The 23,514-nt window shown below is 33.1% G+C and carries 20 protein-coding genes; 17 read left to right on the top strand and 3 right to left on the bottom strand.

Annotated features, from left to right (window positions below):
* Nucleotides 1-23 precede the first annotated feature (23 nt).
* From kamB to kamE, 4 genes are read left to right on the top strand one after another with little or no spacing between them, the layout of a single operon-like run.
* Complete coding sequence (gene kamB / locus ACWJJ2_RS11465) at nucleotides 24-1,031, top strand: lysine 5,6-aminomutase reactivase subunit KamB (protein WP_216302308.1); 1,008 nt, start codon at nucleotides 24-26, stop codon at nucleotides 1,029-1,031.
* Between the two features lies 1 nt (nucleotide 1,032).
* Nucleotides 1,033-2,493 (top strand): lysine 5,6-aminomutase reactivase ATPase KamC, encoded by a 1,461-nt coding sequence (gene kamC, locus ACWJJ2_RS11460; protein WP_216302307.1) that lies wholly within the window; start codon nucleotides 1,033-1,035, stop codon nucleotides 2,491-2,493.
* A gap of 10 nt (nucleotides 2,494-2,503) precedes the next feature.
* Complete coding sequence (gene kamD, locus ACWJJ2_RS11455) at nucleotides 2,504-4,060, top strand: lysine 5,6-aminomutase subunit alpha (protein ID WP_216302306.1); 1,557 nt, start codon at nucleotides 2,504-2,506, stop codon at nucleotides 4,058-4,060.
* Entirely contained in the window at nucleotides 4,060-4,848 is a 789-nt protein-coding gene (gene kamE / locus ACWJJ2_RS11450; protein WP_220287274.1) for a lysine 5,6-aminomutase subunit beta, read from the top strand. The genes kamD and kamE overlap by 1 nt, the downstream gene beginning before the upstream one ends.
* 93 nt (nucleotides 4,849-4,941) lie before the next feature.
* Here the strand turns inward: kamE and ACWJJ2_RS11445 are convergent, their stop codons facing one another.
* Entirely contained in the window at nucleotides 4,942-6,288 is a 1,347-nt protein-coding gene (locus ACWJJ2_RS11445) for a short-chain fatty acid transporter (protein ID WP_220287276.1), read from the bottom strand.
* A 172-nt stretch (nucleotides 6,289-6,460) separates the two neighbouring features.
* Nucleotides 6,461-7,810, bottom strand: coding sequence for a TIGR00366 family protein (locus ACWJJ2_RS11440; RefSeq protein WP_216302303.1), 1,350 nt, complete (start codon nucleotides 7,808-7,810; stop codon nucleotides 6,461-6,463).
* A 269-nt stretch (nucleotides 7,811-8,079) separates the two neighbouring features.
* On the opposite strand from ACWJJ2_RS11440, the gene ACWJJ2_RS11435 reads away from it, so the two are divergent.
* Nucleotides 8,080-9,351, top strand: a complete 1,272-nt coding sequence (locus ACWJJ2_RS11435; protein WP_216302302.1) for a M14 family metallopeptidase — start codon at nucleotides 8,080-8,082, stop codon at nucleotides 9,349-9,351.
* A 62-nt stretch (nucleotides 9,352-9,413) separates the two neighbouring features.
* Here ACWJJ2_RS11435 and abc-f read toward each other — a convergent pair whose 3' ends face one another.
* Complete coding sequence (gene abc-f / locus ACWJJ2_RS11430; RefSeq protein WP_216302301.1) at nucleotides 9,414-11,339, bottom strand: ribosomal protection-like ABC-F family protein; 1,926 nt, start codon at nucleotides 11,337-11,339, stop codon at nucleotides 9,414-9,416.
* 281 nt (nucleotides 11,340-11,620) lie between these two features.
* Between abc-f and ACWJJ2_RS11425 the strand changes: the two genes are divergently transcribed.
* The 12 genes from ACWJJ2_RS11425 to ACWJJ2_RS11370 all read left to right on the top strand — a co-directional run bounded on the left by ACWJJ2_RS11425 (nucleotide 11,621) and on the right by ACWJJ2_RS11370 (nucleotide 23,497).
* Nucleotides 11,621-12,259 carry a redox-sensing transcriptional repressor Rex gene (locus ACWJJ2_RS11425; protein ID WP_165412578.1) on the top strand — a complete coding sequence of 213 codons (639 nt, stop codon included), beginning with the start codon at nucleotides 11,621-11,623 and terminating at the stop codon, nucleotides 12,257-12,259.
* Between the two features lie 193 nt (nucleotides 12,260-12,452).
* A complete protein-coding gene (locus ACWJJ2_RS11420) occupies nucleotides 12,453-13,232 on the top strand; it encodes a short-chain-enoyl-CoA hydratase (protein WP_462953274.1) in 780 nt (259 codons plus the stop codon).
* Between the two features lie 82 nt (nucleotides 13,233-13,314).
* A complete protein-coding gene (locus ACWJJ2_RS11415; RefSeq protein WP_165412576.1) occupies nucleotides 13,315-14,454 on the top strand; it encodes an acyl-CoA dehydrogenase in 1,140 nt (379 codons plus the stop codon).
* A 14-nt stretch (nucleotides 14,455-14,468) separates the two neighbouring features.
* Nucleotides 14,469-15,251, top strand: a complete 783-nt coding sequence (locus ACWJJ2_RS11410) for an electron transfer flavoprotein subunit beta/FixA family protein (RefSeq protein WP_216302299.1) — start codon at nucleotides 14,469-14,471, stop codon at nucleotides 15,249-15,251.
* Nucleotides 15,252-15,271: 20 nt separating this feature from the next.
* Complete coding sequence (locus ACWJJ2_RS11405) at nucleotides 15,272-16,279, top strand: electron transfer flavoprotein subunit alpha/FixB family protein (RefSeq protein WP_462953273.1); 1,008 nt, start codon at nucleotides 15,272-15,274, stop codon at nucleotides 16,277-16,279.
* A gap of 118 nt (nucleotides 16,280-16,397) precedes the next feature.
* Nucleotides 16,398-17,246 (top strand): 3-hydroxybutyryl-CoA dehydrogenase, encoded by an 849-nt coding sequence (locus ACWJJ2_RS11400; RefSeq protein ID WP_165412573.1) that lies wholly within the window; start codon nucleotides 16,398-16,400, stop codon nucleotides 17,244-17,246.
* A gap of 201 nt (nucleotides 17,247-17,447) precedes the next feature.
* Nucleotides 17,448-18,614 (top strand): iron-containing alcohol dehydrogenase, encoded by a 1,167-nt coding sequence (locus tag ACWJJ2_RS11395; protein ID WP_462953272.1) that lies wholly within the window; start codon nucleotides 17,448-17,450, stop codon nucleotides 18,612-18,614.
* A 410-nt stretch (nucleotides 18,615-19,024) separates the two neighbouring features.
* Nucleotides 19,025-19,894, top strand: a complete 870-nt coding sequence (locus ACWJJ2_RS11390) for a sulfide/dihydroorotate dehydrogenase-like FAD/NAD-binding protein (RefSeq protein WP_462953271.1) — start codon at nucleotides 19,025-19,027, stop codon at nucleotides 19,892-19,894.
* Nucleotides 19,894-21,276, top strand: a complete 1,383-nt coding sequence (gene gltA / locus ACWJJ2_RS11385; protein WP_216302295.1) for an NADPH-dependent glutamate synthase — start codon at nucleotides 19,894-19,896, stop codon at nucleotides 21,274-21,276. Before ACWJJ2_RS11390 ends, gltA begins: the two co-directional genes overlap by 1 nt.
* A gap of 112 nt (nucleotides 21,277-21,388) precedes the next feature.
* Nucleotides 21,389-21,811 carry a C-GCAxxG-C-C family (seleno)protein gene (locus ACWJJ2_RS11380; protein WP_220287509.1) on the top strand — a complete coding sequence of 141 codons (423 nt, stop codon included), beginning with the start codon at nucleotides 21,389-21,391 and terminating at the stop codon, nucleotides 21,809-21,811.
* 11 nt (nucleotides 21,812-21,822) lie between these two features.
* Nucleotides 21,823-22,704 carry a DNA-3-methyladenine glycosylase family protein gene (locus ACWJJ2_RS11375; protein ID WP_216302344.1) on the top strand — a complete coding sequence of 294 codons (882 nt, stop codon included), beginning with the start codon at nucleotides 21,823-21,825 and terminating at the stop codon, nucleotides 22,702-22,704.
* 79 nt (nucleotides 22,705-22,783) lie between these two features.
* On the top strand, nucleotides 22,784-23,497 hold the full coding sequence (locus ACWJJ2_RS11370) for a TVP38/TMEM64 family protein (protein ID WP_216302293.1): 714 nt from the start codon (nucleotides 22,784-22,786) through the stop codon (nucleotides 23,495-23,497).
* Nucleotides 23,498-23,514: the final 17 nt, after the last annotated feature.

Here is a 23,514-nt window from a genome sequence, read left to right as displayed (position 1 = left end):
TAAACAACCCAAGCATTTTCAATATGATTCAAAAATATGACAGTATTTCTATCATAGGAATGAATAAAAATGTAGGAAAAACAACCACCTTAAATCATATATTGAGGGAAGCCAGAGGGGAAATATCCCTTGGGCTTACCTCTATAGGAAGAGACGGAGAAGAGTTGGACCAAGTAACTGCTACTGAAAAACCTAAAATTTACATTGAAGAAGGAACTATAATTGCTACTGCAAAACAATGCTTATTGAATAGTGATATTACCAGGGAGATTTTAAAAACTACTGGTTTCAACACTCCTATGGGTGAAATAATTATATGCAGAGCATTAAGTGACGGATATGTAGATTTAGGCGGTCCATCTGTAAATTCCTATATGACTTTAATATGTGATGATCTTAAAAGGTTTGGAAGTGAGCTTGTAATTGTGGATGGTGCCCTTAATAGAAAAACCTTCGCCTCTCCATCAATTACAAATGCTACAATTTTATCAACTGGAGCGGCGCTGTCAAAAAGTATGGATAAGGTTATAGAAGAAACTAGTCATACTGTTAAATTACTTTCATTGGAAAATGAAAAGAATAATGAAGTATTAAATCTCGCTAATGAAGTTTTACGCATCGGCAGAATAGGTATTATTTGCAAAGATAATACTATAAAAATGCTAGATGCAATTACAGCATTGGGATCTTCTAAGGAAATTGTTGGGTCTTTAGATGAAAATGCCTCCTATGTAGTTATTAAAGGTGTAGTTTCAGATAACCTACTAGAAGATATTATGACATCTACAAATAAGTATAAAGGTGTAATTTTCCTAGTTGAAGATGGAACAAAGCTCTTTTTAACTAGGGAAACCCTTTATAAATTTAAAAAGCAAGGTGGAATTATAAAAACAATAAATCCCATTAATATAGTATGTGTTACATCCAATCCAAAATCACCTTATGGGTATGAATTTGATAAGCAGAAGTTTTTAGATGGGCTTAGGGATAAATTAAATATACCTGTATTTGATGTTATTGGAGGGGAGTAAAATGAAATTTTTAGATAAGCAGCAGAGGGATCAAATTGGTTTTTCTTTTGTTATGGATAAATTGGGGATAACTACTTCTTATGGGCTTGAGGAGAAAAAAAATATTAGACCATTTAAAGATTCAGAAATAAATGAATTAACTCATGAATTAAATAGTCTAGAAAATATGATTAAATCAATGAGAGCTCATAGTCAAGAGTATAATGGAATAGGACGAATATTTTGTAAACTAAAAGATATTAGAAATTCTATTAAAAGATGTAATGAATCAGAAACATTAGATGAAGTTGAATTATATGAAATTAAATATTTTTCAATATTAGTAACAGATTTAAAAAATATTTTGGATAAATTACAGCTTGATATAGAGGAGGTTCATCTAAACTCTTTAGATGAGATTATCTCCCTCCTAGACCCACAGAAGAAGGGAATGTCTACTTTTTATGTTTATGATGAGTATTCTAAAACTTTGAAAAGCATTCGTGAAAAGAAAAAACAAAAGGAAAAAGAAATTTTTACTGTGAAAACCGAGGAAGAAGTAAATGAACTAAAGAAGCAAAGGTTAGATTTAGTTATAGAAGAAGAAGAGGAAGAACTAAGGATTAGAAAAGAGTTAACACTCCAGATTTCTAAGGAAACTGAGATCATAAACCAAAATATAAAAGCGATAGGTAGATTAGACTTTTTGATTGCCAAAGCGAATTTATCCATAGATTATAATGGTTCCCGTCCGAAAATTTGTGAAGAAATGAAGATTAATCTTGATGAAGCCTTTAATCCTGAAATTAAAGAAATATTAGAAAAAGGTAAAAAGGTATTTACCCCAGTTAGTATAGAGCTATTTGGTGGTACAACTATTATAACTGGTGCTAATATGGGTGGGAAAAGCGTTACCCTTAAGACTATTGTTCTGAATTTACTGCTTGGGCAAATGGGCTTTTTTGTATTTGCAAAAAAAGCACAATTTCCAATCCTTAATTTTATTCATTTTGTTTCAGATGATATGCAGTCCATATCCAAAGGCTTAAGTACATTTGGTGCAGAAATAATAAAGTTAAAAGAAGTGGTAGAGTCTGCAAAAATAGGAAATGGATTTATAGCTCTAGATGAGTTTGCAAGAGGTACTAATCCAAAAGAAGGGTACTATCTTATGAAATCTCTTTCTAAATACTTGACTAAATTTCAATCAATAAGCTTAATTTCAACTCATTACGATGGAGTAGTTGAGGAGAATATGGAACATTATCAAGTAATGGGACTTAAAAATGTAGATTTTAATGCGCTAAAGTACAAGATAGATTTAAATAAAACTCATTCTGTTGAAATAATACAACAACATATGAATTACAAGCTAGAGAAGGTTTCAAAAGAAAATGAAGTGCCAAAAGATGCACTTAATATAGCATTATTACTAGGACTTGAAAAGGAAATAGTGGATATAGCAAAAAGTTTCTACAATTAGGAGGAATAAAATGGAAAGCAAATTAAATATGAATTGGGATGTTGTGAGTAAAGCTAGACAATCAGCTAAAAACATAGCAAAAGATACTCAAGAATTTATTGACATACATACTACAGTAACAGTAGAAAGAACGGTGTGTAGACTTTTAGGTATTGATGGGGTAGATGAAGTTGGAGTACCAATTCCAAATGTAGTAGTGGATAACATTAAAAATGGTAATGGATTAGCACTTGGTGCGTCAATGTTTATAGGAAATGCTATGGTTGAAACTGGTCTTTCACCACAAGAAATTGCTGAGAAAGTAGCAAAAGGTGAAATGGATTTAACTAAAACTCCTATGCATGAAGAATTCGAAATAAAAATGGCTGTAGATAAAGTAGCTAAAGAAATGGTTGCTAAAATTAAAGAAAATAGAGGCAAAAGAGAATCATACCTTGAAAAATTTGGCGATAAGAGTAGCCCATATCTTTATGTAATAGTTGCTACAGGTAACATTTATGAAGATATAACCCAAGCAAGAGCAGCTGCTAAGCAAGGCGCAGATGTAATAGCCGTAATAAGAAGTACAGGACAAAGCTTACTTGACTTCGTTCCATACGGAGCTACAACGGAAGGTACTGGAGGAACACTTGCAACACAAGAAAACTTCAGACTTATGAGAGCGGCCCTTGATGAGGTTGGAGAAGAATTGGGGAAATATATAAGACTTTGTAATTATTGTTCTGGATTATGTATGCCTGAAATAGCTGCTATGGGAGCTATAGAAAGATTAGATGTAATGCTCAATGATGCTTTATACGGAATTCTTTTCCGCGATATCAACATGCAAAGAACTATAGTTGACCAATATTTCTCAAGAGTAATAAATGGATTTGCGGGAGTTATTATAAACACTGGAGAAGATAATTATTTAACTACTGCAGATGCAGTAGAAGAAGCTCATACAGTGCTTGCTTCACAATTTATAAATGAACAATTTGCATTAGTTGCTGGAATTCCAGAAGAACAAATGGGACTTGGGCATGCGTTTGAAATAAGTCCAGATGTTGAAAATGGATTTATATATGAATTAGCACAAGCGCAAATGGCAAGAGAAATCTTTCCGAGAGCACCACTAAAATATATGCCTCCAACTAAGTTTAAGACTGGAGATATATTTAAAGGACAAGTACAAGATACATTATTCAATATGGTTACTATTATGACAGGACAAAAGTTACATCTTCTTGGAATGCTTACAGAAGCAATACACACTCCATTTATGTCAGATAGAGCGTTATCAATAGACAATGCTCAATATATATTTAGAACTATGAAGGATTTAGGATCAGAAATCACCTTCAAAAAAGGTGGCATGATGGAAACAAGGGTTGATGAAGTATTAAATAAAGCAGCAGATTTAATTGGAGAAATTGAAAAAGAAGGCTTATTCAGTACGATACAGCAAGGGAAATTTGCAGGAATTAAGAGACCTTATACTGGTGGAAAAGGACTTGCAGGAGTTGTAGAAAAAGAAAAAGCTTACTTTAACCCATTTATAGATTTAATGTTAGGGGGAAATAAATAATGAGCGAAGGACAATATTCATTAGAAGTTAAAGAGTATGATCAAAATTTGGATTTAACAAAGATTAAACCCTATGGAGATACTATGAATGATGGTAAGGTACAAGTGAGCTTTACACTTCCAGTAGAAGATAATGAAAGAGGAGTAGAAGCAGCACTTCAACTTGCTAAAGCTATGGGACTTAAAAATCCAAACTGTGCTCATCATGCATCTTTAGATAAAGAATTTTCTTTTTATGTTATTTATGGTTCATTATCGCATTCTGTAAACTATGAAGAAATTCATGTTCAAACTGTAGAAGTAGAAACAATGGATATGAAACAAATCGGAGAATATATAAAAGAAAACATTAAACGTGACGTTGTAATAATTGGAGCTAGTACAGGAACAGATGCTCATACAGTTGGGATAGACGCTGTAATGAACATGAAGGGATTTGCAGGACACTATGGTCTTGAGAGATACCCTATGATAGAAGCTTTGAACTTGGGAAGCCAAGTTGAGAATGAAGAATTTATCAAAAAAGCTATAGAGCTTAAAGCAGATGTTCTTTTAGTTTCTCAAACAGTTACTCAAAAGGATGTACACATCCAAAACCTTACTAATCTAGTAGAATTATTAGAAGCAGAAGGAATCAGAGATAAAGTTGTCTTAATTTGTGGAGGTCCAAGAATAACTCATGAACTTGCTAAAGAGCTTGGATATGATGCAGGTTTCGGACCAGGAAAATTTGCTGATGATGTAGCAAGTTTTGCTGTTACGGAGATAGTTGAGAGAGGTTTAATTTAATAAATTTATAATAAAAAAATAGGGGGTACATCTTTAATTGATTTATTTAATCATTTAAAGATGTACCCCTTTTGTTGTTATAATAAAAACTTCCTAGAAAAGGAATAATCCTAACCCAATAATAATACCTGAGTATAATAAGTCAATTACACAAAAACCCATTACGTCCTTAGCACTGAGTCCAGCAATTCCAAGAGCGGGTAATGCCCAAAAGGGTTGAATCATATTAGTCCATGCATCTCCCCAAGCAATAGCCATAGCAGTTTTCGCAGCAGGTACGCCTAAAGCTGCACCGGCAGGCATCATAATAGGAGCTTGAACAGCCCATTGACCACCGCCAGATGGTATAAAGAAGTTAACAAGTCCTGCACTTAGAAAAGTGAATAGTGGAAAGGTATGTTGATTAGATATACTAACGAAAGAAGTAGACATAACACCTGCAAGAGAAATTCCAGCAGCGCTTGTACCTACCATCATTCCCATAATACCTGCGTAGAATGGGAATTGAAGTATAATTCCAGCAGCGCCTTTGGCGGCGTCTGTAATTGCATTAACAAATCTTCTAGGAGTTCCATGAAGAGCAACTCCTAGGAACAAGAAAATAGCATTAACAATGTTTAGATCGAGGCTACCACCTTTAACAAAATAGTAAACAATATAACTAAAGCCCATAATTGCTAATAACATTGAGATAAGGGTGCTGTTTTCAAGTTTATCAGCAGGAGTCATTGCTTCTTTAGCTATTATAACTACTGGGTTCTCAACCAAAAGTTTTGTATCTATAGTGACAGTATGATCAATGTCAGGATGCATAGCTTTGTTTATAAGAGGCAATGTAATTAATAGTACAGCTAATATAATTAAATTGTAACCTGAAAACAATGTTGCACTAGTTGGTATAGGAGAAGTAACAACGCCTGCAGTAGCTTTTACAACTTCAGGACCACCAGAAGCAACTACTAGTGGGATAGAACCAGAAAGACCAGCGTGCCATACTAAAAAGCCTGAATAAGCAGAAGCTATTAAAAGCCTATAATCTACTCCTTTAACTTCTTTAGCTAATTCCTTAGCGAAAATAGCCCCAATAACTAAACCAAAGCCCCAGTTGATCCAACAAGCTATAGTAGAAATAAGTGTAACCAAAATAATTGCTTGACTCGGTGATTTAGGTATTTTTGCAAGGGTCTTAAGACCTTTTTTAAAAGATGGTGCATTGGCGAGAGCGTGGCCTGTAACTAATACCAATGCCATTTGCATTGAAAAAGCAAGTAATGTCCACAAACCTTTGCTCCAGTGAATAGTCATAGCCAAAGGACTTTGTCCAGTAAGAACTATGCCTAAAATTAATACAAAGAATGTTAAAAGTACAGCAAATATGAATGGGTCTGGTAAATATTTTTGGACAAGATTAACACAACCATTTGTAAATTTTTTGAACATTTTGATTCCCCCTTATTAGCTATATAAATTTAAAATACTCCTATGTAACAATATTCTATATTATGCAAAAAAAGTACCTGTAGATCAGACACTTTTACCAAAGTGTCCGATCTACAGGTATCGATATAAACTTAAAATAACTTTTAATCAGTTTGAGACAGTCCCTTAGCTATTATGATATAAACATTAGCCCTAGTCCAATAATAACACCTGAGTATAATAAGTCGATTATACAAAAGCCCATTACGTCCTTAGCACCGAGACCGGCAATTCCAAGAGCGGGTAATGCCCAGAAAGGTTGAATCATGTTAGTCCATGCATCTCCCCATGAAATAGCCATAGCAGTTTTTGAAGCAGGCACACCTAAAGCTGCACCAGCGGGCATCATAATGGGAGCTTGAACAGCCCATTGTCCACCACCAGATGGTACAAAGAAGTTAACAAGTCCTGCGCTTAGGAAAGTGAATAGAGGGAAGGTATGTTGATTAGATATACTAACAAAAGAAGTAGACATAACTCCTGCGAGAGAAATTCCACTAGCACTTGTACCAACCATCATACCCATAATACCCGCGTAGAATGGGAATTGAAGTATAATTCCAGCAGTTCCTTTAGCAGCGGATGTAATTGCGTTAACAAACCTTATAGGAGTTCCATGAAGAGCAATTCCTAGGAACAAGAAGATAGCATTAACAATATTTAAATCAAGACTACCACCTTTAACAAAATAATAAATAATATAACTAAAGCCCATAATTACTAATAACATTGAGATAATAGAGCTATTCTCAAGTTTATCAGCGGGAGTCATTTTTTCTTTAGCTATTATAATCATTGGTTCCTCCACCAAAAGCTTTGGATCTATAGTAATAGTATGTTCAGTGTCAGGATGCATAGCTTTGTTTATAAGAGGCAAGGTTACTAAAAGTATAGCTAATATAATTAGATTATAACCTGAAAACAATGTAGCGCTGGTTGGTATAGGTGAAGTAACAACACCTGCAGTAGCTTTTACTACCTCAGGACCACCTGTAGCAACTACTAGTGGTATAGAACCAGAAAGACCGGCATGCCATACTAAAAAGCCTGAATAAGCAGAAGCTATTAAAAGTCTATAATCTACGCCTTTAACTTCTTTAGCTAATTCCTTAGCAAAAATAGCTCCGATAACTAGACCAAAGCCCCAGTTAATCCAGCAAGCTATAGTAGAAATAATTGTAACAAGAATAATTGCTTGACTTGGTGATTTAGGGATTTTTGCAAGAATTTTAAGACCCTTTTTAAAAGATGGTGCATTGGCAAGCGCATGACCTGTAACTAATACTAGCGCCATTTGCATTGAAAAAGCGAGGAGCGTCCACAAACCCTTACTCCAGTGAATAGTCATAGCTAATGGTCCTTGACCAGTAAGCACCATCCCTAAAATTAATACTAGAAAGGTAAGGATTACAGCAAATATGAATGGGTCTGGTAAATACTTTTGGACAAGATTAACACAACCATTTGTAAATTTTTTAAACATTATTATTCCTCCTATTTTATTATGTGAAATTAATCTATACAAGAAAACATATTTATGATTTTTTGTGAAAAAATATTAATATGTATGACAAAATTATACATGACATCATATAATAAGTCAAAAAAGGAGAAATATATTTTTATGAGTGAAAATTTATATACAAAGGAGGAGGCAAAAAAAATAGGTGTGGTATTTTATTCGTTAAAACCTGCAACATTTTTATTAAAATTCATATAATAGTATTATAGAAAAATTTAGGAGGGTAAAAGTTGCAAACCCTAAAAATAGGCTCAAGAGGAACATCGGTAATGGAAATACAAGCACTACTTAATAAATTAGGCTATGATGTAGGAGGAATAGACGGAATTTACGGAACTAAAACGGCACAGGCAGTATTGATGTTTCAAAGATATTTTGGCTTATCACCTACAGGCACAGTAAATGATGATACTTATAAACTTATGAATAGATTTTTAATGGGTTATGATACTTATAGAATTAGACCGGGTGATACAATATACCTTATAGCAAGTAAGTACTTTGTGACCGTAGAAAGTATAATTACTGCAAATCCTCAAATAAATCCTAACAACTTGCAGGTTGGAGAGGTGATCATAGTTCCATATTCATTAGATGTAGTTTATACAAATATTGATTACACTTATGATATTATGAAAAAAGATTTAGAAGGGCTAAAGGCTAGATACCCATTTATTGAAGTGGCTAGTGGCGGCAAGAGTGAGCTTGGAAAAGAACTTTATTATGTGAAACTCGGTAATGGACCCAATAAAGTTTTTTATAATGGATCTCATCATGCTATTGAATGGATAACTACTGTGCTTTTGATGAAGTTTATTGAAAACTTTTCTAAAGCCTATGCAACAGGTGAAAATATAGAAGGGTATAGTGCCTTAGATATCTGGAATAAAAGTACTATATACATTATGCCTATGGTAAATCCAGATGGGATTGACTTAGTGCTTAATGGCCTAGAGAGGAGTAACCCATACTACAATGATTTAATTAAGTGGAATAATGGGAGTTCTGATTTTTCTAAAACATGGAGTGCTAATATTCGCGGTGTAGACCTTAATCATAACTATGATGCTATGTGGCAAAAATCAAAGGACGCGGAAAAAAGTTATGGCGTATATGGACCGGGCCCTACAAGATATTCAGGTACTGCGCCAGAATCAGAATCAGAGTCTAAAGCGGTAGCAGATTTTACAAGAAAACATGGGTTTAGATTAGTAATAGCGTATCACACCCAAGGGGAAGTAATATACTGGGATTTTCAAAATTTGGCAAGTGCTGAGGCTAGAAAAATAGGAGAGATATTTTCCTCTTTAAGTGGTTATGAATTAGCAGAAACCTATGGAATCACAAGCTATGCAGGATATAAGGATTGGTTTATAGAAAAATATAGAAGGCCGGGTTATACCATTGAGGTCGGAATTGGAAAAAATCCTCTGCCAATAAGTCAGTTTAATAAAATTTATAAGGACAATATTAAAGTTTTATTAGAAGGGGCATTAATTTAGGTATCTAAAAGAAAAAGCTCTTAGACCACAAATGTTTGATTGTGTGCTAAGAGCCTTAATTTTTAGTCCACTTCCGATATAAAGTCTTCCCAGTTTGCATAAAGAGTTTCAAGTTCGGTTTTAATACTAGAAATTTGATTGTTTGTCTCAACACTCCGACTAGGACTTGAATAAATCTCTTCAAGGCAAAGATCACTATTTAATTTTTCTAATCGCTGTTCCGATGAGGTAATTTTATCTTCTAGGTCTTTTAAATCGATTTTCTTTTGTTTTTCTAGTTTTTGTTCATCTCTCTTCTTTCTTTTATCAAGATTAATTTGAGTTTTTGACATGCCGTCGTAGGCTTCTTCTACTTGGAACCTTAGAGGGTTTTTCTTTTTTTCTATATAATAAGTATAATTACCTAAATACTCTTTAAGACCATCTTGTTTTAATTCAAGTATTTTAGTAATTACCTTGTTTAAGAAATACCTATCATGAGATATTACAAGAACAGTACCGTCATATCCAAGTATCGAATCTTCTAAAGCTTCACGAGACATAATATCTAAGTGATTTGTTGGCTCATCTAATAGTAAAAAGTTGGATTTTGATAGCATTATTTTTAGAAGATTAATTCTACATCTTTCACCACCACTCAATGTGGATATACTTTTAAATACATCTTCTCCTATGAATAAAAATGCAGCTAATGCAGTACGTACTTCTGTGGTAGTAAGTTTAGGAAATTCATCCCAAACCTCATCTATTATAGTTTTTTCTGGATTCAAATTTGATTGTTCTTGGTCATAATATCCTACAAAAATATTTTTGCCCAATATTTTTATACCTGTATCACTTGAAATTTTATCCATTATAATATTTAAAAGAGTGGTTTTGCCACGACCATTTTCACCAATAAGAGCGAACTTTTCGGATCTTTTTATATCTAGATTTAAATTCTCAAACAAAAGATTGTCTCCAAATCGTTTTGATAAATTTTCTGCATGGAGAACGTCATTTCCGCTTTTAATTTCTGTTTCAAATTTGATTTTAGTTTCCCTAGGAGCTGTGTCGGGGGAATCAACCCGGTCGAGTTTATCTAAGGATTTTTGTCTGCTCTCTGCAGCTCTTACACTTTTTTCTCTATTAAAGGATCTATATCTAGTTATGATGTCCTCTTGCCTTTTTATTTCTGAGCGTTGCAAATTGTATGCTTTTAATTGAACTTCATAATTTTTTTTCTTTAAATCAATAAAATTTGTATAATTTCCATTATAAGAATCTACATGACCGTTAGTAAGTTCAAAAGTTTTATTGGTAATAGCATCTAAAAAGAATCTATCGTGGGATATTATAAAAATAGTTCCTTTATAAGATTTCAAATAATCTTCTAACCATTCTATAGCATCTAAGTCTAGGTGGTTAGTAGGTTCATCTAATAAAAGAATATCGGGATTTTTAAGTAATAATTTGCATAGTGCAACTCTAGTCTTTTGACCTCCACTTAGTATGTTTATTGGCTTATTATAATCTTCTTCCATAAAGCCAAGACCTTTGAGAACCTTATTAATTTCAGCTTTATATGTGTAGCCGCCCCTGTTATTGTAAAGTTCACAGATTAATGTATATTCTTTTATTATTCTATTATTATATTCTTCTTTGGAAGTATCATAAGGTTCATTCATTTTTGATTCTAAATTGTTAAGTCTTTTTTCGAGGCCTAATAGATCGTGGAATACTAAAAGAGTTTCTTCATATATAGTATTACTTAAAGTTAATTCAAGATTTTGAGATAGATAACCAACTTTTTTATTTTTATCTATAAATAGCTCACCATTATCATAATCCAATTGTGATGTGAGTATTTTAAAAAGCGTAGATTTACCTGCCCCATTAGCACCAATAAATCCAATCTTTTCACCTTCATTTATACTTAAAGTTATTTTGTCTAAAATAACATCTATGCCGTAACTTTTGTGAATATCCTTGCAACTTAAAACTATCATTGTTTTCACCTTCCCTGTTATGTAGTATTAAAAAAATTCAACTTAATTAGTTATAAATATTAATTAAAGTTGCTTCATATATTATTGTACTATTTATATTTAATTTTTTGTAGTAAAAAAGAAATATATATAGATTAATTTTTAATAATAGTATATATATATATATAATGGTAATAATTTCACAATAACTACTAAATTTATAGCAAAAGTAGTTTTAATTTATAATAGTGTGTTAGTATAGATAGTATGTAATTTATGATATTCGTAGAGGAGTGTATATTGTGGAAAGAAAAAAGAATATATCAATGGCAGTTATTAAAAGATTGCCTAAATACCATAGATATTTAAAAGAACTTTTAAGAAATGATGTAGATAGGATATCCTCGAAAGAATTGGGCGAAAAGATTGGGTTTACAGCATCTCAAATTAGACAAGACTTAAATTGTTTTGGAGATTTTGGACAACAGGGATACGGATATAATGTTAAAGAATTGTTGAATGAAATTAGTGGAATACTAGGACTCTCAAAAGAATATAAGATGGTAATAGTAGGCGCGGGGAATATCGGGCAAGCTATTGCCAATTATACTAATTTTGAAAAGCTATCATTTAACTTGGCGGGTATTTTTGATGTTAACCCAAAGCTTATAGGATTAAAAATTAGAGATGTTGAAGTAATAGACTTAGATGAATTAGCGCGTTTCCTTAAAGCGACACCAATAGATATTGGCGTAATATGTGTTCCACATATTAGTGCTCAAAAAGTTAGTGACATAATGGTAGCAAATGGGGTTAAAGGTATATGGAATTTTGCACCTGTGGATTTAGAGGTGCCTGTAGAAACAATTGTGGAGAATGTCCATTTAAGTGAGAGCTTGCTAACACTTAGTTGTTTAATGAATGACAAATCATATTCATAAAATTTACAAAGTTTATAAAGTTTATGAAATCAACAAGATTAATTTAAAAGATTATGAATATTTCTTGTTGAAATAATTACTATAAAGAGATATAATGTAATTGAGGCGAAGGGCTTCAATTACATTTAGGTTTATTTGTTATATTATTAACAAATATTTAATGAATGGATTAATTCGTAAGGAGTTGATTGTTATGGAATACAAGAATATTGTTGTTCAAAAAGAAGACAAAGTCGCAATACTTACAATTAGTAGACCAAAGGCTCTAAATGCATTAAATACAGAAACATTAAAAGAGCTAGATTTAGCAATAGATGAAATTGCTGAAGATGATAAAATCTACGCAGTGATCTTAACAGGAGAAGGAAAAGCTTTCGTAGCAGGGGCTGACATCACCGAAATGAAAGATCTTAATGTTATGGGTGGAAGGAAATTTGGAAATCTAGGGAATAAAGTTTTCAGAAAACTAGAAACTTTAGAAAAACCTATAATAGCTGCAGTAAACGGTTTTGCGCTAGGTGGAGGATGTGAACTTTCTATGGCTTGTGATATTAGAATCGCTTCTTCAAAAGCAAAATTTGGACAACCTGAGGTAGGTCTTGGAATAACTCCTGGCTTTGGAGGTACGCAAAGACTTCCTAGACTTGTAGGACTTGGAATGGCTAAAGAACTAATTTATACAGCAAAGATTATTAATGCGGAAGAGGCATTAAGAATTGGACTTGTAAATAAAGTAGTTGATCCAGAAAATTTATTATCAGAAGCTAAAGCACTAGCAAATACAATTGCAGGACAAGCACCTATTGCTGTAAGCTTTTGTAAGGCAGCAATCAATAAGGGAATACAAATAGATATAGATTCAGCGCTTTCATACGAATCAGAGATATTCGGAGAATGTTATGCGACTGAAGATCAAAAAAATGGAATGACAGCATTTATTGAAAAAACAGAAAAATGCTTTAAAAATAAGTAATAAAAAGTATTCTGTAAAAAGAATAGGCAGATAACAATTAAAGATTATTATTTGTCTCAGAGAATAGTGAGGAGGAAAGTTCATGAATTTTGCATTGACAAAAGAACAAGAATTTGTAAAACAGATGGTAAGTGAGTTCGCATTAAACGAAGTTAAACCTTTAGCTGCGGAAATAGACGTGACAGAAAGATTTCCTAGCGAAACTGTAGAGAAAATGGCTAGATACCATATGATGGGTATCCCAATTGCTACTAAATACGGTGGAGCAGGCGGAAATAATGTATCATACATTATGGCTGTTGAAGAACTATCAAAAGCATGTGCAACTACAGGAGTTATACTATCAGCTCATACTTCATTATGTGCTGGCCCAATAGATGCTTTCGGTACAGAAGAACAAAAAATGAAATATTTAGTTCCACTTGCAAAAGGTGAAAAACTAGGAGCTTTTGGACTAACTGAACCTAATGCAGGAACAGATGCGTCAGGTCAACAAACTACAGCAACTTTAGATGGTGATAACTATATATTAAATGGTTCAAAAATATTTATCACAAACGGTGGAGTAGCAGATACATTTGTAGTTTTTGCAATGACTGATAAAACTAAGGGAACAAAAGGAATCACTGCTTTCATAGTTGAAAAAGAGTTTCCAGGATTCTCAATTGGTAAACACGAAGATAAATTAGGAATAAGAGCATCATCAACTACAGAACTTGTATTTGAAAACTGCATAGTTCCTAAAGAAAACATGCTTGGAAAAGAAGGAAGAGGGTTCGGTATCGCAATGAAAACCCTTGATGGAGGAAGAATCGGAGTAGCGGCTCAAGCCCTAGGAATTGCAGAAGGCGCACTAAATGAAGCTACTAAATACATGAAAGAAAGAAAACAATTTGGAAAACCACTTTCAGCATTCCAAGGTTTACAATGGATGGTTGCAGAACTTGATGTTAAAATTGAGGCTTCTAAACTTTTAATATATAAAGCAGCATGGAATAAAGATAATGGTTTACCATATACAGTAGAAGCTGCTAGAGCAAAATTATTTGCGTCAGAAACAGCTATGGAAGTTACAACTAAAGCCGTTCAAATCTTCGGAGGATATGGATATACTAAAGAATATCCATTAGAAAGAATGATGAGAGATGCTAAGATAACTGAGATATATGAAGGAACTTCAGAAGTTCAAAGAATGGTTATAGCTGGAAATTTATTAAAGTAGGAGGAGATTAAGGAATGAATATAGTTGTATGTTTAAAACAAGTTCCAGATACAAACGAAGTTAAAATAGATCCTAAAACAGGAACACTTATAAGAGAAGGCGTTCCATCAATAATAAATCCAGATGATAAAAATGCACTGGAAGAATCTTTAAGATTAAAAGATGAACATGGTGCACATGTAACAGTAATAAGCATGGGACCCCCACAAGCAGAAAAAGCTTTGAGAGAAGCTTTAGCTATGGGAGCTGATGAAGCAATATTAGTATCTGACAGAGCATTCGCAGGAGCAGATACATTAGCTACATCTCATGCACTTGCAGCGACTTTAAAGAAATTAGATTATGACGTAGTGTTTGCAGGCAGACAAGCTATAGACGGAGATACAGCGCAAGTTGGACCTGAAATAGCAGAACATTTAAATCTTGCTCAAATAACATATGTTGAAAAAGTTGATGTAATTAAGGGTGGATTAAAAGTTAGAAGAGCTTGGGAAGACGGATATGAAGATATAGAAGTTAAGACTCCTGTTCTTTTAACAGCAATAAAAGAGTTGAATGAGCCAAGATATATGAACATAAAAAGCATTTTTGAAATGTTCCAAAATAAAGAAGTAAAAGTTTGGAATGCAGCAGATATCGGAGCAGACATAGCTGTTCTCGGTCTTAAAGGTTCACCAACAAAGGTTAAAAAGTCTATGACCAAAGAAGCTAAGGGAAAAGGCGAATTAATACAATTACCAGCTAATGAAGCTGCTTTATATGTAGTTTCAAAATTAAAAGAAAATCACTTTATCTAAGAAGCAGGGAGGATTAAGTTATGAATATAGAAGAGTACAAGGGCGTATGGGTCTTTGCTGAGCAAAGAGACGGAGAACTTCAAAAGATTTCATTTGAACTTTTAGGTAAGGGACGTGAAATAGCAGATAAATTAGGAGAAGAATTAACAGCTGTATTACTTGGAGATAAAACGGATGATATGGTTAAAGAATTAGTAGCATATGGCGCTGACAAAGTAATAGTTGCTAGTCATCCATTATTGGGCCACTTTACAACTGATGCATATACAAAAGTAATATGTGATCTTGCAAATGAAAGAAAACCAGAAATTATATTTGTAGGAGCAAGTTATTTAGGAAGAGATTTAGGACCAAGAGTATCCGCAAGACTTTCAACAGGACTTACTGCTGATTGCACTTCATTAGATATAGATACAGAAAACAACAATCTAATGATGACAAGACCAGCATTTGGAGGAAACTTAATGGCTACAATAGTTTGTGGAGAACATAGACCACAAATGGCTACTATTAGACCAGGAGTTTTTGAAAAATTAGCTAGAGATGAAAAAAGAAGCTGCCCAGTTGAAAAAATAACTGTAAACTTAGAAGAATCAGATATCAGAACTAAAACAGTAGACGTTGTAAAAGTTGCTTCAGTTTTAGCGGATATCGGAGAAGCTAACATTATAGTATCTGGTGGTCGTGGAGTTGGAAGTAAAGAAAACTTCGCGTTACTTGAAAAACTTGCAGTTACCATAGGCGGAGTTGTTGGAGCATCAAGAGCTGCAGTTGAGAATGGTTGGATAGATAAAGCAGTTCAAGTAGGTCAAACAGGAAAAACTGTAAGACCAACTGTATACATAGCTTGCGGTATTTCAGGAGCAATTCAGCATTTAGCTGGTATGCAAGATTCTGATTTCATAATAGCTATAAACAAAGATGCAACAGCGCCAATCATGAAAGCTGCTGATGTAGCAATCGCTGGAGATTTCATAAAAGTTATTCCAGAAATGATAGGTCAGATTAATACATTAAGAAACAAATAATTAGATTTTAAAGTAGTATTTAAATGAACTTGCTCTAATGCTGAAATTTAGCATTAGAGTAAGTTTTAAAAATATTTATTACTTTTGGTTTTTAAAAAAATAAAAGGAGTGTGTTATTATGAAAAAGATTTTTGTACTTGGAGCTGGAACTATGGGAGCGGGTATTGTTCAAACATTCGCAGTAAGTGGTTGCGAAGTAATAATGAGAGATATTAAAGATGAATTTGTTGATAGAGGACTTGTTACAATTAAAAAGAATTTAGAAAGATTAGTTAAAAAAGAAAAAATTACTGAAGCACAAATGGAAGAAATACTTTCAAGAATTACAGGAACTACTGATATGGAATTAGCAGCAGACTGTGATTTAGTAGTTGAAGCAGCTGTAGAAATTATGAAAATAAAGAAAGAAATTTTTGCAGAACTTGATAGAATATGTAAGCCGGAAACTATATTATCATCAAATACATCATCACTGTCTATAACTGAAGTAGGAGCTGCTACAAATAGACCTGACAAAGTTATAGGAATGCATTTCTTTAATCCAGCTCCAATGATGAAGCTTGTAGAAATAATTAAAGGAATGGGTACGTCCACTGAAACTTTCGATGCAGTTAAAGAAATTGCAATTGCTATCGGTAAGGATCCAGTAGAAGTTGCTGAAGCTCCTGGATTTGTTGTAAACAGAATATTAATACCAATGATTAACGAAGCTGTAGGAATACTTGCAGAAGGTGTTGCATCTGCAGAAGATATTGATAAAGCAATGAAACTTGGCGCTAATCATCCAATGGGACCTCTAGCACTAGGAGACCTTATAGGTCTTGATGTATGTCTTGCTATCATGGATGTTTTATATACTGAAACAGGAGACAATAAGTACAGAGCTCATAGTCTTTTAAGAAAATATGTTAGAGGCGGATTGCTAGGAAGAAAAACTAAAAAGGGAATATTTGATTATTCAAAATAAGATATTATTTTAATATGAACAATGAATTTAGAGAGCATTACAACTTGTAGAGGGTTGTAATGCTCTTGTTTTAATGTTGACTTTGCATTGTTAATGATATATCATTAACAATATAACAAAGAAATGACAAAAGTTGGTATAAACAACTAGGCATAAACGTATAAAAGAATATAATATTTTTTAAAAATGGGGGGAAATATAATGAATAGATTTACGTTACCAAGAGATATTTATTTTGGAGAAAATTCATTAGAGGTGTTAAAAACCTTAAAAGGCAGAAAAGCAGTAATAGTTACTGGCGGAAGCTCTATGAAAAGATTCGGATTCTTAGATACGGTTGAAGCTTATTTAAAAGAAGCTGGAATTGAAGTTAAGAATATTACTGGAGTAGAACCAGATCCATCGGTAGAAACAGTTATGAACGGTGCAGCAGTAATGAGAGAATTCCAGCCGGACTTAATAGTATCAATCGGGGGTGGTTCACCAATTGACGCAGCAAAAGCTATGTGGATTTTTTATGAGTATCCAGAATTTACTTTTGAACAAGCGGTTATACCATTTGGTATTCCTGACTTAAGACAAAAAGCTAAATTTATAGCTATACCATCAACTAGTGGAACAGCAACCGAAGTTACAGCATTTTCAGTAATTACTGACTATAAAGCAAAAATAAAATATCCTTTAGCGGATTTCAACTTAACACCAGATATAGCAATAGTAGACCCAGCACTAGCTCAAACAATGCCACCTAAATTAGTAGCACATACAGGTATGGATGCATTAACACATGCATTTGAGGCTTATGTAGCAGGACTTAGGTCAAGCTTCTCAGATCCTCTTGCAATACAAGCTATAACTATGATTAGAGAAAATATATTAAAATCATTTGAAGGTGATGTGGAAGCGAGAAATGAAATGCACATTGCACAATGTCTTGCGGGAATGGCATTTTCCAACGCACTACTAGGAATATCTCATAGTATGGCACACAAAATAGGTGGCGTATTTCATGTTGCACATGGCTTAGCTAATGCAATATTACTTCCATATGTTATAGATTTTAACAAAAAATCTTGTGGAGATAGATATGCTACAATTGCTAGAAGTCTTAATTTAGCTGGAAATACAGAAGATGAATTAATTGATTCATTAACTGATATGATAAGAGATTTAAATAAAGCTATGAATATACCAACTTCTTTAAAGGAAAACGGAATGACAAAAGAAGAGTTTGATGCAAATGTAGATTTTATATCTGAAAATGCTATAAAAGATGCATGCACAGGATCTAACCCAAGACCAATAAATACTTGCGAAATGAAAAAGATATTAACTTGTACCTTTACAGGAGAAAAAGTTAAATTTTAACGACATTTCAGAAGGAAAGTCTCCCAATTCTATAAGTGGGAGTACCTACTTTAAGTAGGAGTATAAATCTCCTTCTGAAGTCGTTAATATGCAGCTCCGCAGGAGATGATTTAATATTAGGCACATTATGAAATTGTACCAATAGACAATAATTAAATGATTAATAAGAGGACAGGTAGTAAAGAGCATTAGTATTTAATACTCTTTACTACCTGTCTATTTTGACTTAGTATTTTCACTCTAATAAAAATTTCAAGTGAAATTTATTTTGACAAAATAGAGATAATGTAAAATGTATTTTAACAAATATATAATTTAGATTTTTGTGGTAAAATGAATATATAATAACGAAGGTTTTAGTGTAGGAACATAGGCAGACCAAAATCATAGATGAATATGGAGGATTAAAAATGTATAAAATAGTCGAAAATAGAGCATTAGCACCTCAGATATTCTTAATGGATATTGAGGCTCCGAGAGTAGCTAAATCAGCAAAACCAGGTCAATTTATAATTATAAAGATGGATGAAAAAGGCGAAAGAATACCTTTAACAATTAGTGATTATGATGCGTTAAGAGGTACAGTAACTATAGTAGTTCAAACAATAGGTTGTTCAACAAAAGAAATGGAAAAGTATGAAATTGGTGACTCATTTTCAGATTTTGTAGGACCACTTGGACAAGCATCTGAATTAATGAGTGAGAGCATTGAAGATTTAAAGAAAAAGAAAATTGTGTTTGTAGCTGGCGGGCTAGGAACTGCACCAGTTTACCCTCAAGTTAAATGGCTCAGAGATCAAGGTATTAAGGCAGACGTAATAATAGGCGCAAAGGCTAAAGATTATGTAATTATGGAAGAAGAAATGAAGAAAGTAGCAGGGAATGTATATCCATGTACTGATGATGGTTCATATGGATATAAGGGACTTGTCACAAATAAATTAAAAGAATTAGTTCAAAATGATGGCATAAAATACGATTTAGTTGTTGCAATTGGACCAATGATAATGATGAAATTTGTTTGCAAATTGACTGAAGAACTTGGAATATCAACTATTGTAAGCATGAATCCTATTATGGTTGATGGAACAGGAATGTGTGGAGCTTGCAGACTTACTGTAGATGGTGAGACTAAATTTGCTTGCGTTGATGGTCCAGAATTTGATGGTCATAAAGTTAATTTTGATGAGGCAATGAGAAGACAAACAATGTACAAAACTCAAGAGAGTTCTAAAGGTGAAGGCATTAAAGCAGGCTGCGGTTTAGGAGGTGCTAAATAATGGGTAAAATGAACAGAGTTGCAATAGGGGAACAAGATCCAAAAGTAAGAGCAACTAATTTTGAAGAGGTATGTTTAGGATATACAGAGGACGAAGCAGTTGAGGAAGCTACAAGGTGTTTAAATTGTAAAAAGCCAATGTGTGTTGGAAAATGTCCAGTAGCAATAGATATTCCTGGGTTCATAGCTCACATAAAAAATAGAGAATTTACAGAGGCAGTTAAGGTAATTGCAAAATATAGTGCGTTACCAGCAGTCTGTGGAAGAGTTTGTCCACAAGAAACTCAATGCGAAAGCAAATGTATATTAGGAATAAAGGGAGATGCCATAGCTATTGGTAAACTTGAAAGATTTGTAGGTGACTATTCAAGAGAGCATAATGTTGACCTTTCAGAAACAAAACCTAAAAATGGCATTAAGGTTGCGGTAATCGGAAGTGGTCCTTCAGGACTTACCTGCGCAGGAGATTTAGCTAAAGCTGGGTACGATGTAACTATTTTTGAAGCACTTCATGAAGCTGGTGGAGTTTTGGTATATGGAATTCCAGAGTTTAGGTTGCCAAAAGATACAGTTGTTAAACATGAAGTTGAAAATGTTAAGAAATTAGGAGTTAAATTAGAAACGAATGTGATAGTAGGACGAACTGTAACAATAAATCAGCTGATGGAAGAAGAAGATTTTAAAGCTGTATTTATCGGTTCAGGTGCTGGACTTCCAATGTTCATGGGAATACCAGGAGAAAATTTAAATGGAGTATTTTCTGCTAATGAATATTTAACTAGAAGCAATTTGATGAAAGCATTTAAAGAGGGGTATCAGACTCCTATAAGAACAGGTGAAAAGGTTGCTGTTGTAGGTGGAGGAAATGTTGCTATGGACTCTGTGCGTACAGCAGTGAGACTTGGAGCAGAAGGGCACATAGTGTACAGGAGATCAGAATCAGAACTTCCTGCAAGAGCCGAAGAAGTGCATCACGCAAAAGAAGAGGGAGTTATAATGGATTTACTTGTGAATCCAATTGAAATCCTAGGAGATGAAAAAGGGAATGTTATAGGCATGAAGTGTATAAGAATGGAGCTAGGAGAACCCGATGCATCAGGAAGAAGAAGACCTATAGCGATTGAAGGGTCGGAATTCATAATGGATGTAAATACGGTTATAATGTCTCTAGGTACATCACCAAATCCATTAATTCCTTTAACAACAGAAGGGTTAGAAATCAATAAATGGAAGTGCATAGTTGCAGAAGATGAAACAGGATTAACATCTAAAAAGAATGTATATGCTGGTGGAGATGCTGTTTCAGGAGCTGCTACAGTTATATTAGCTATGGAAGCAGGTAAAAAAGCTGCTAAAGCTATAGATGGAATGTTAACAAAATAATAATTTTTAAATTACAAACTCCATAAACAAAGGTTTATGGAGTTTGTTTTAAAAAAGTGAGGACAGGTAACAACTATTTGGTATAATAATATTGCATAGGAGGAGGTATATTATGTTAATAGATAAAATAAATAAATATTACACTAAGGAATATGATTTAAGTTGTGCTGAGGTGATGATTTACGCTGCTAGTGATGAATATAATATGAAATTAAAAAGCGAAACGTTTAAAACTATGTCATCCTTTGGTGGAGGAATGGGTATTGAGAGCGTATGCGGAGCAATAACAGGTTCTTTGGCAGTTATAGGTATATTATTTACTAAAGAAAAAGCGCATGAAGGTGATAGAGTTAAAAGACTATGTCAGGAATTCTTCCAAAAATTTGAATCAAAGTTAAGCACGAATAATTGCGCGGCTCTTAAAGCAAAATATAAAAAAGAGGATGGTAGTTGCAAGGTAATGATTGAAACTGCTACTGAAATATTAGATGAAATTGTGATACGCGAATTAAAAGTTAATAATTTAACTCAATGAAAGGAAAAATTATGGATTACAAAAATATTGAATCATTTAATGAAGGCATTATAATAAAAGATGTAGAGAACTTTGAACTAGACCATATATTCGAATGTGGGCAATGCTTTAGATGGGACAAGGAGCCTAATGGCAATTACATAGGGGTAGCATATGGGAAGGTAATAGAAGTAGAAAAAAAGGGGACGCAAGTAAAGATATATAATATAAATGAGGAAGAATTTAATGAGATTTGGTGTGATTATTTTGACCTTAAAAGAAATTACACAGTTATCAAAGAGAAATTTAAGATGGATCCTCTTCTTAAAAGATCTGTTGATTTCGGGTATGGCATTAGATTATTGCAGCAGGAGCCTTTTGAACTTACCATATCATTTATAATTTCTTCAAATAATAGAATCCCAATGATAAAAAGAGCTATAAACAATTTGAGCAAAAAATGGGGAAAACCAATAGAATATAAGGGGAAAACGTACTACACATTTCCAACGCCTGCAGATTTAGAAGAAGCTACTATAGAAGAAATTCAGAGTTGTAGTCTGGGGTTTAGATCTAAATATGTAAAAAACACAGTACATCAGGTATATACTGGTGAAGTGAATTTGGAGCTTATTAAAGCCGCGGAAGATGATATTTGCCATGAAGAACTAAAAAAACTTAGTGGAATAGGCCCAAAAGTGGCGGATTGTATTATGTTATTTTCTATGCAAAAATATTCTGCTTTCCCAGTGGATGTGTGGGTTAAGAGGGCGATGCAATTTTTTTATTTAGCACCAGATGTCTCTCTACCTAAAATAAGGACCTTCGCTAGAGACAAATTTGAAAACTTAGCAGGTTTTGCACAACAGTATTTGTTTTATTATGCAAGAGAAAATAATATTAAAATAGAATAAATTAAGCAAAGCAAGTAATACTATATAAAACTATGAGTTACTATTGAAATAAATACAAGAGTGAAGAGGATGAAAAACAATGAAAAGAATGTGGAATAGTATTAGAATGAAGGTATCAGGATATAAACAATATATATTACTATCAGCAGTTTTGCTAGCTTTCGCATACATAGGATATGAATATTATTTCAAGTATTCATATATATTGAGAAATCCGAATATATTAAAAGAAGTTATTCTTTCTTATGGAAATTTCAGTGTTTTAATTTTCATTCTTATGCAGGTTTTACAAGTAGTAGTTTTTTTTATTCCAGGAGAATTTATACAAATTGCTGGAGGATATATTTTCGGTGCATTTTTAGGCGGTATAATATCTTTAATGGGTATTACTTTAGGAGGTATAATAGTATATCTTATTGCTAATAGTTATGGTAGGCCTTTTGTGGAGAAGTTGTTATTAAAAAAGAAAGTGAAATTTTTTAGAAAAATATTAAAAATAGGAAGCAAAAAAAATGTTATATTCATATTTTTTTTAATCCCAGGAATACCTAAAGATGCTCTAATATACATATGTGGAGTATCTGATGTTTCTTTTAAAGATTTCTTTATATATTCAACACTCGGTAGAATTCCAGGGATTTTTATTTCTTCTTATTTTGGTCAAAAAATAGATGCATGGGATGTTACAAGTTTAATAACTATAGGCATAACAATGAGTATTATATCAATAGTAGGGATTTTTAAAGGAAATACTATAATAAAAAATGTAATTAAAAAGAAAAAATCTTATTAAAAAGTTACGATAACACA

It is taken from the genome of Clostridium sp. CM039, from assembly GCF_055081075.1.
This window is presented reverse-complemented; position numbering and strand designations above follow the sequence as displayed.

Coding starts and splice junctions, on each gene's coding strand:
- kamB (WP_216302308.1), top strand. CDS start 24: ATGATTCAAAAATATGACAGTATTTCTATCATAGGAATGAATAAAAAT.
- kamC (WP_216302307.1), top strand. CDS start 1,033: ATGAAATTTTTAGATAAGCAGCAGAGGGATCAAATTGGTTTTTCTTTT.
- kamD (WP_216302306.1), top strand. CDS start 2,504: ATGGAAAGCAAATTAAATATGAATTGGGATGTTGTGAGTAAAGCTAGA.
- kamE (WP_220287274.1), top strand. CDS start 4,060: ATGAGCGAAGGACAATATTCATTAGAAGTTAAAGAGTATGATCAAAAT.
- ACWJJ2_RS11445 (WP_220287276.1), bottom strand. CDS start 6,288: ATGTTCAAAAAATTTACAAATGGTTGTGTTAATCTTGTCCAAAAATAT.
- ACWJJ2_RS11440 (WP_216302303.1), bottom strand. CDS start 7,810: ATGTTTAAAAAATTTACAAATGGTTGTGTTAATCTTGTCCAAAAGTAT.
- abc-f (WP_216302301.1), bottom strand. CDS start 11,339: ATGATAGTTTTAAGTTGCAAGGATATTCACAAAAGTTACGGCATAGAT.
- ACWJJ2_RS11420 (WP_462953274.1), top strand. CDS start 12,453: ATGGAATACAAGAATATTGTTGTTCAAAAAGAAGACAAAGTCGCAATA.
- ACWJJ2_RS11415 (WP_165412576.1), top strand. CDS start 13,315: ATGAATTTTGCATTGACAAAAGAACAAGAATTTGTAAAACAGATGGTA.
- ACWJJ2_RS11410 (WP_216302299.1), top strand. CDS start 14,469: ATGAATATAGTTGTATGTTTAAAACAAGTTCCAGATACAAACGAAGTT.
- ACWJJ2_RS11405 (WP_462953273.1), top strand. CDS start 15,272: ATGAATATAGAAGAGTACAAGGGCGTATGGGTCTTTGCTGAGCAAAGA.
- ACWJJ2_RS11400 (WP_165412573.1), top strand. CDS start 16,398: ATGAAAAAGATTTTTGTACTTGGAGCTGGAACTATGGGAGCGGGTATT.
- ACWJJ2_RS11395 (WP_462953272.1), top strand. CDS start 17,448: ATGAATAGATTTACGTTACCAAGAGATATTTATTTTGGAGAAAATTCA.
- ACWJJ2_RS11390 (WP_462953271.1), top strand. CDS start 19,025: ATGTATAAAATAGTCGAAAATAGAGCATTAGCACCTCAGATATTCTTA.
- gltA (WP_216302295.1), top strand. CDS start 19,894: ATGGGTAAAATGAACAGAGTTGCAATAGGGGAACAAGATCCAAAAGTA.
- ACWJJ2_RS11380 (WP_220287509.1), top strand. CDS start 21,389: ATGTTAATAGATAAAATAAATAAATATTACACTAAGGAATATGATTTA.
- ACWJJ2_RS11375 (WP_216302344.1), top strand. CDS start 21,823: ATGGATTACAAAAATATTGAATCATTTAATGAAGGCATTATAATAAAA.
- ACWJJ2_RS11370 (WP_216302293.1), top strand. CDS start 22,784: ATGAAAAGAATGTGGAATAGTATTAGAATGAAGGTATCAGGATATAAA.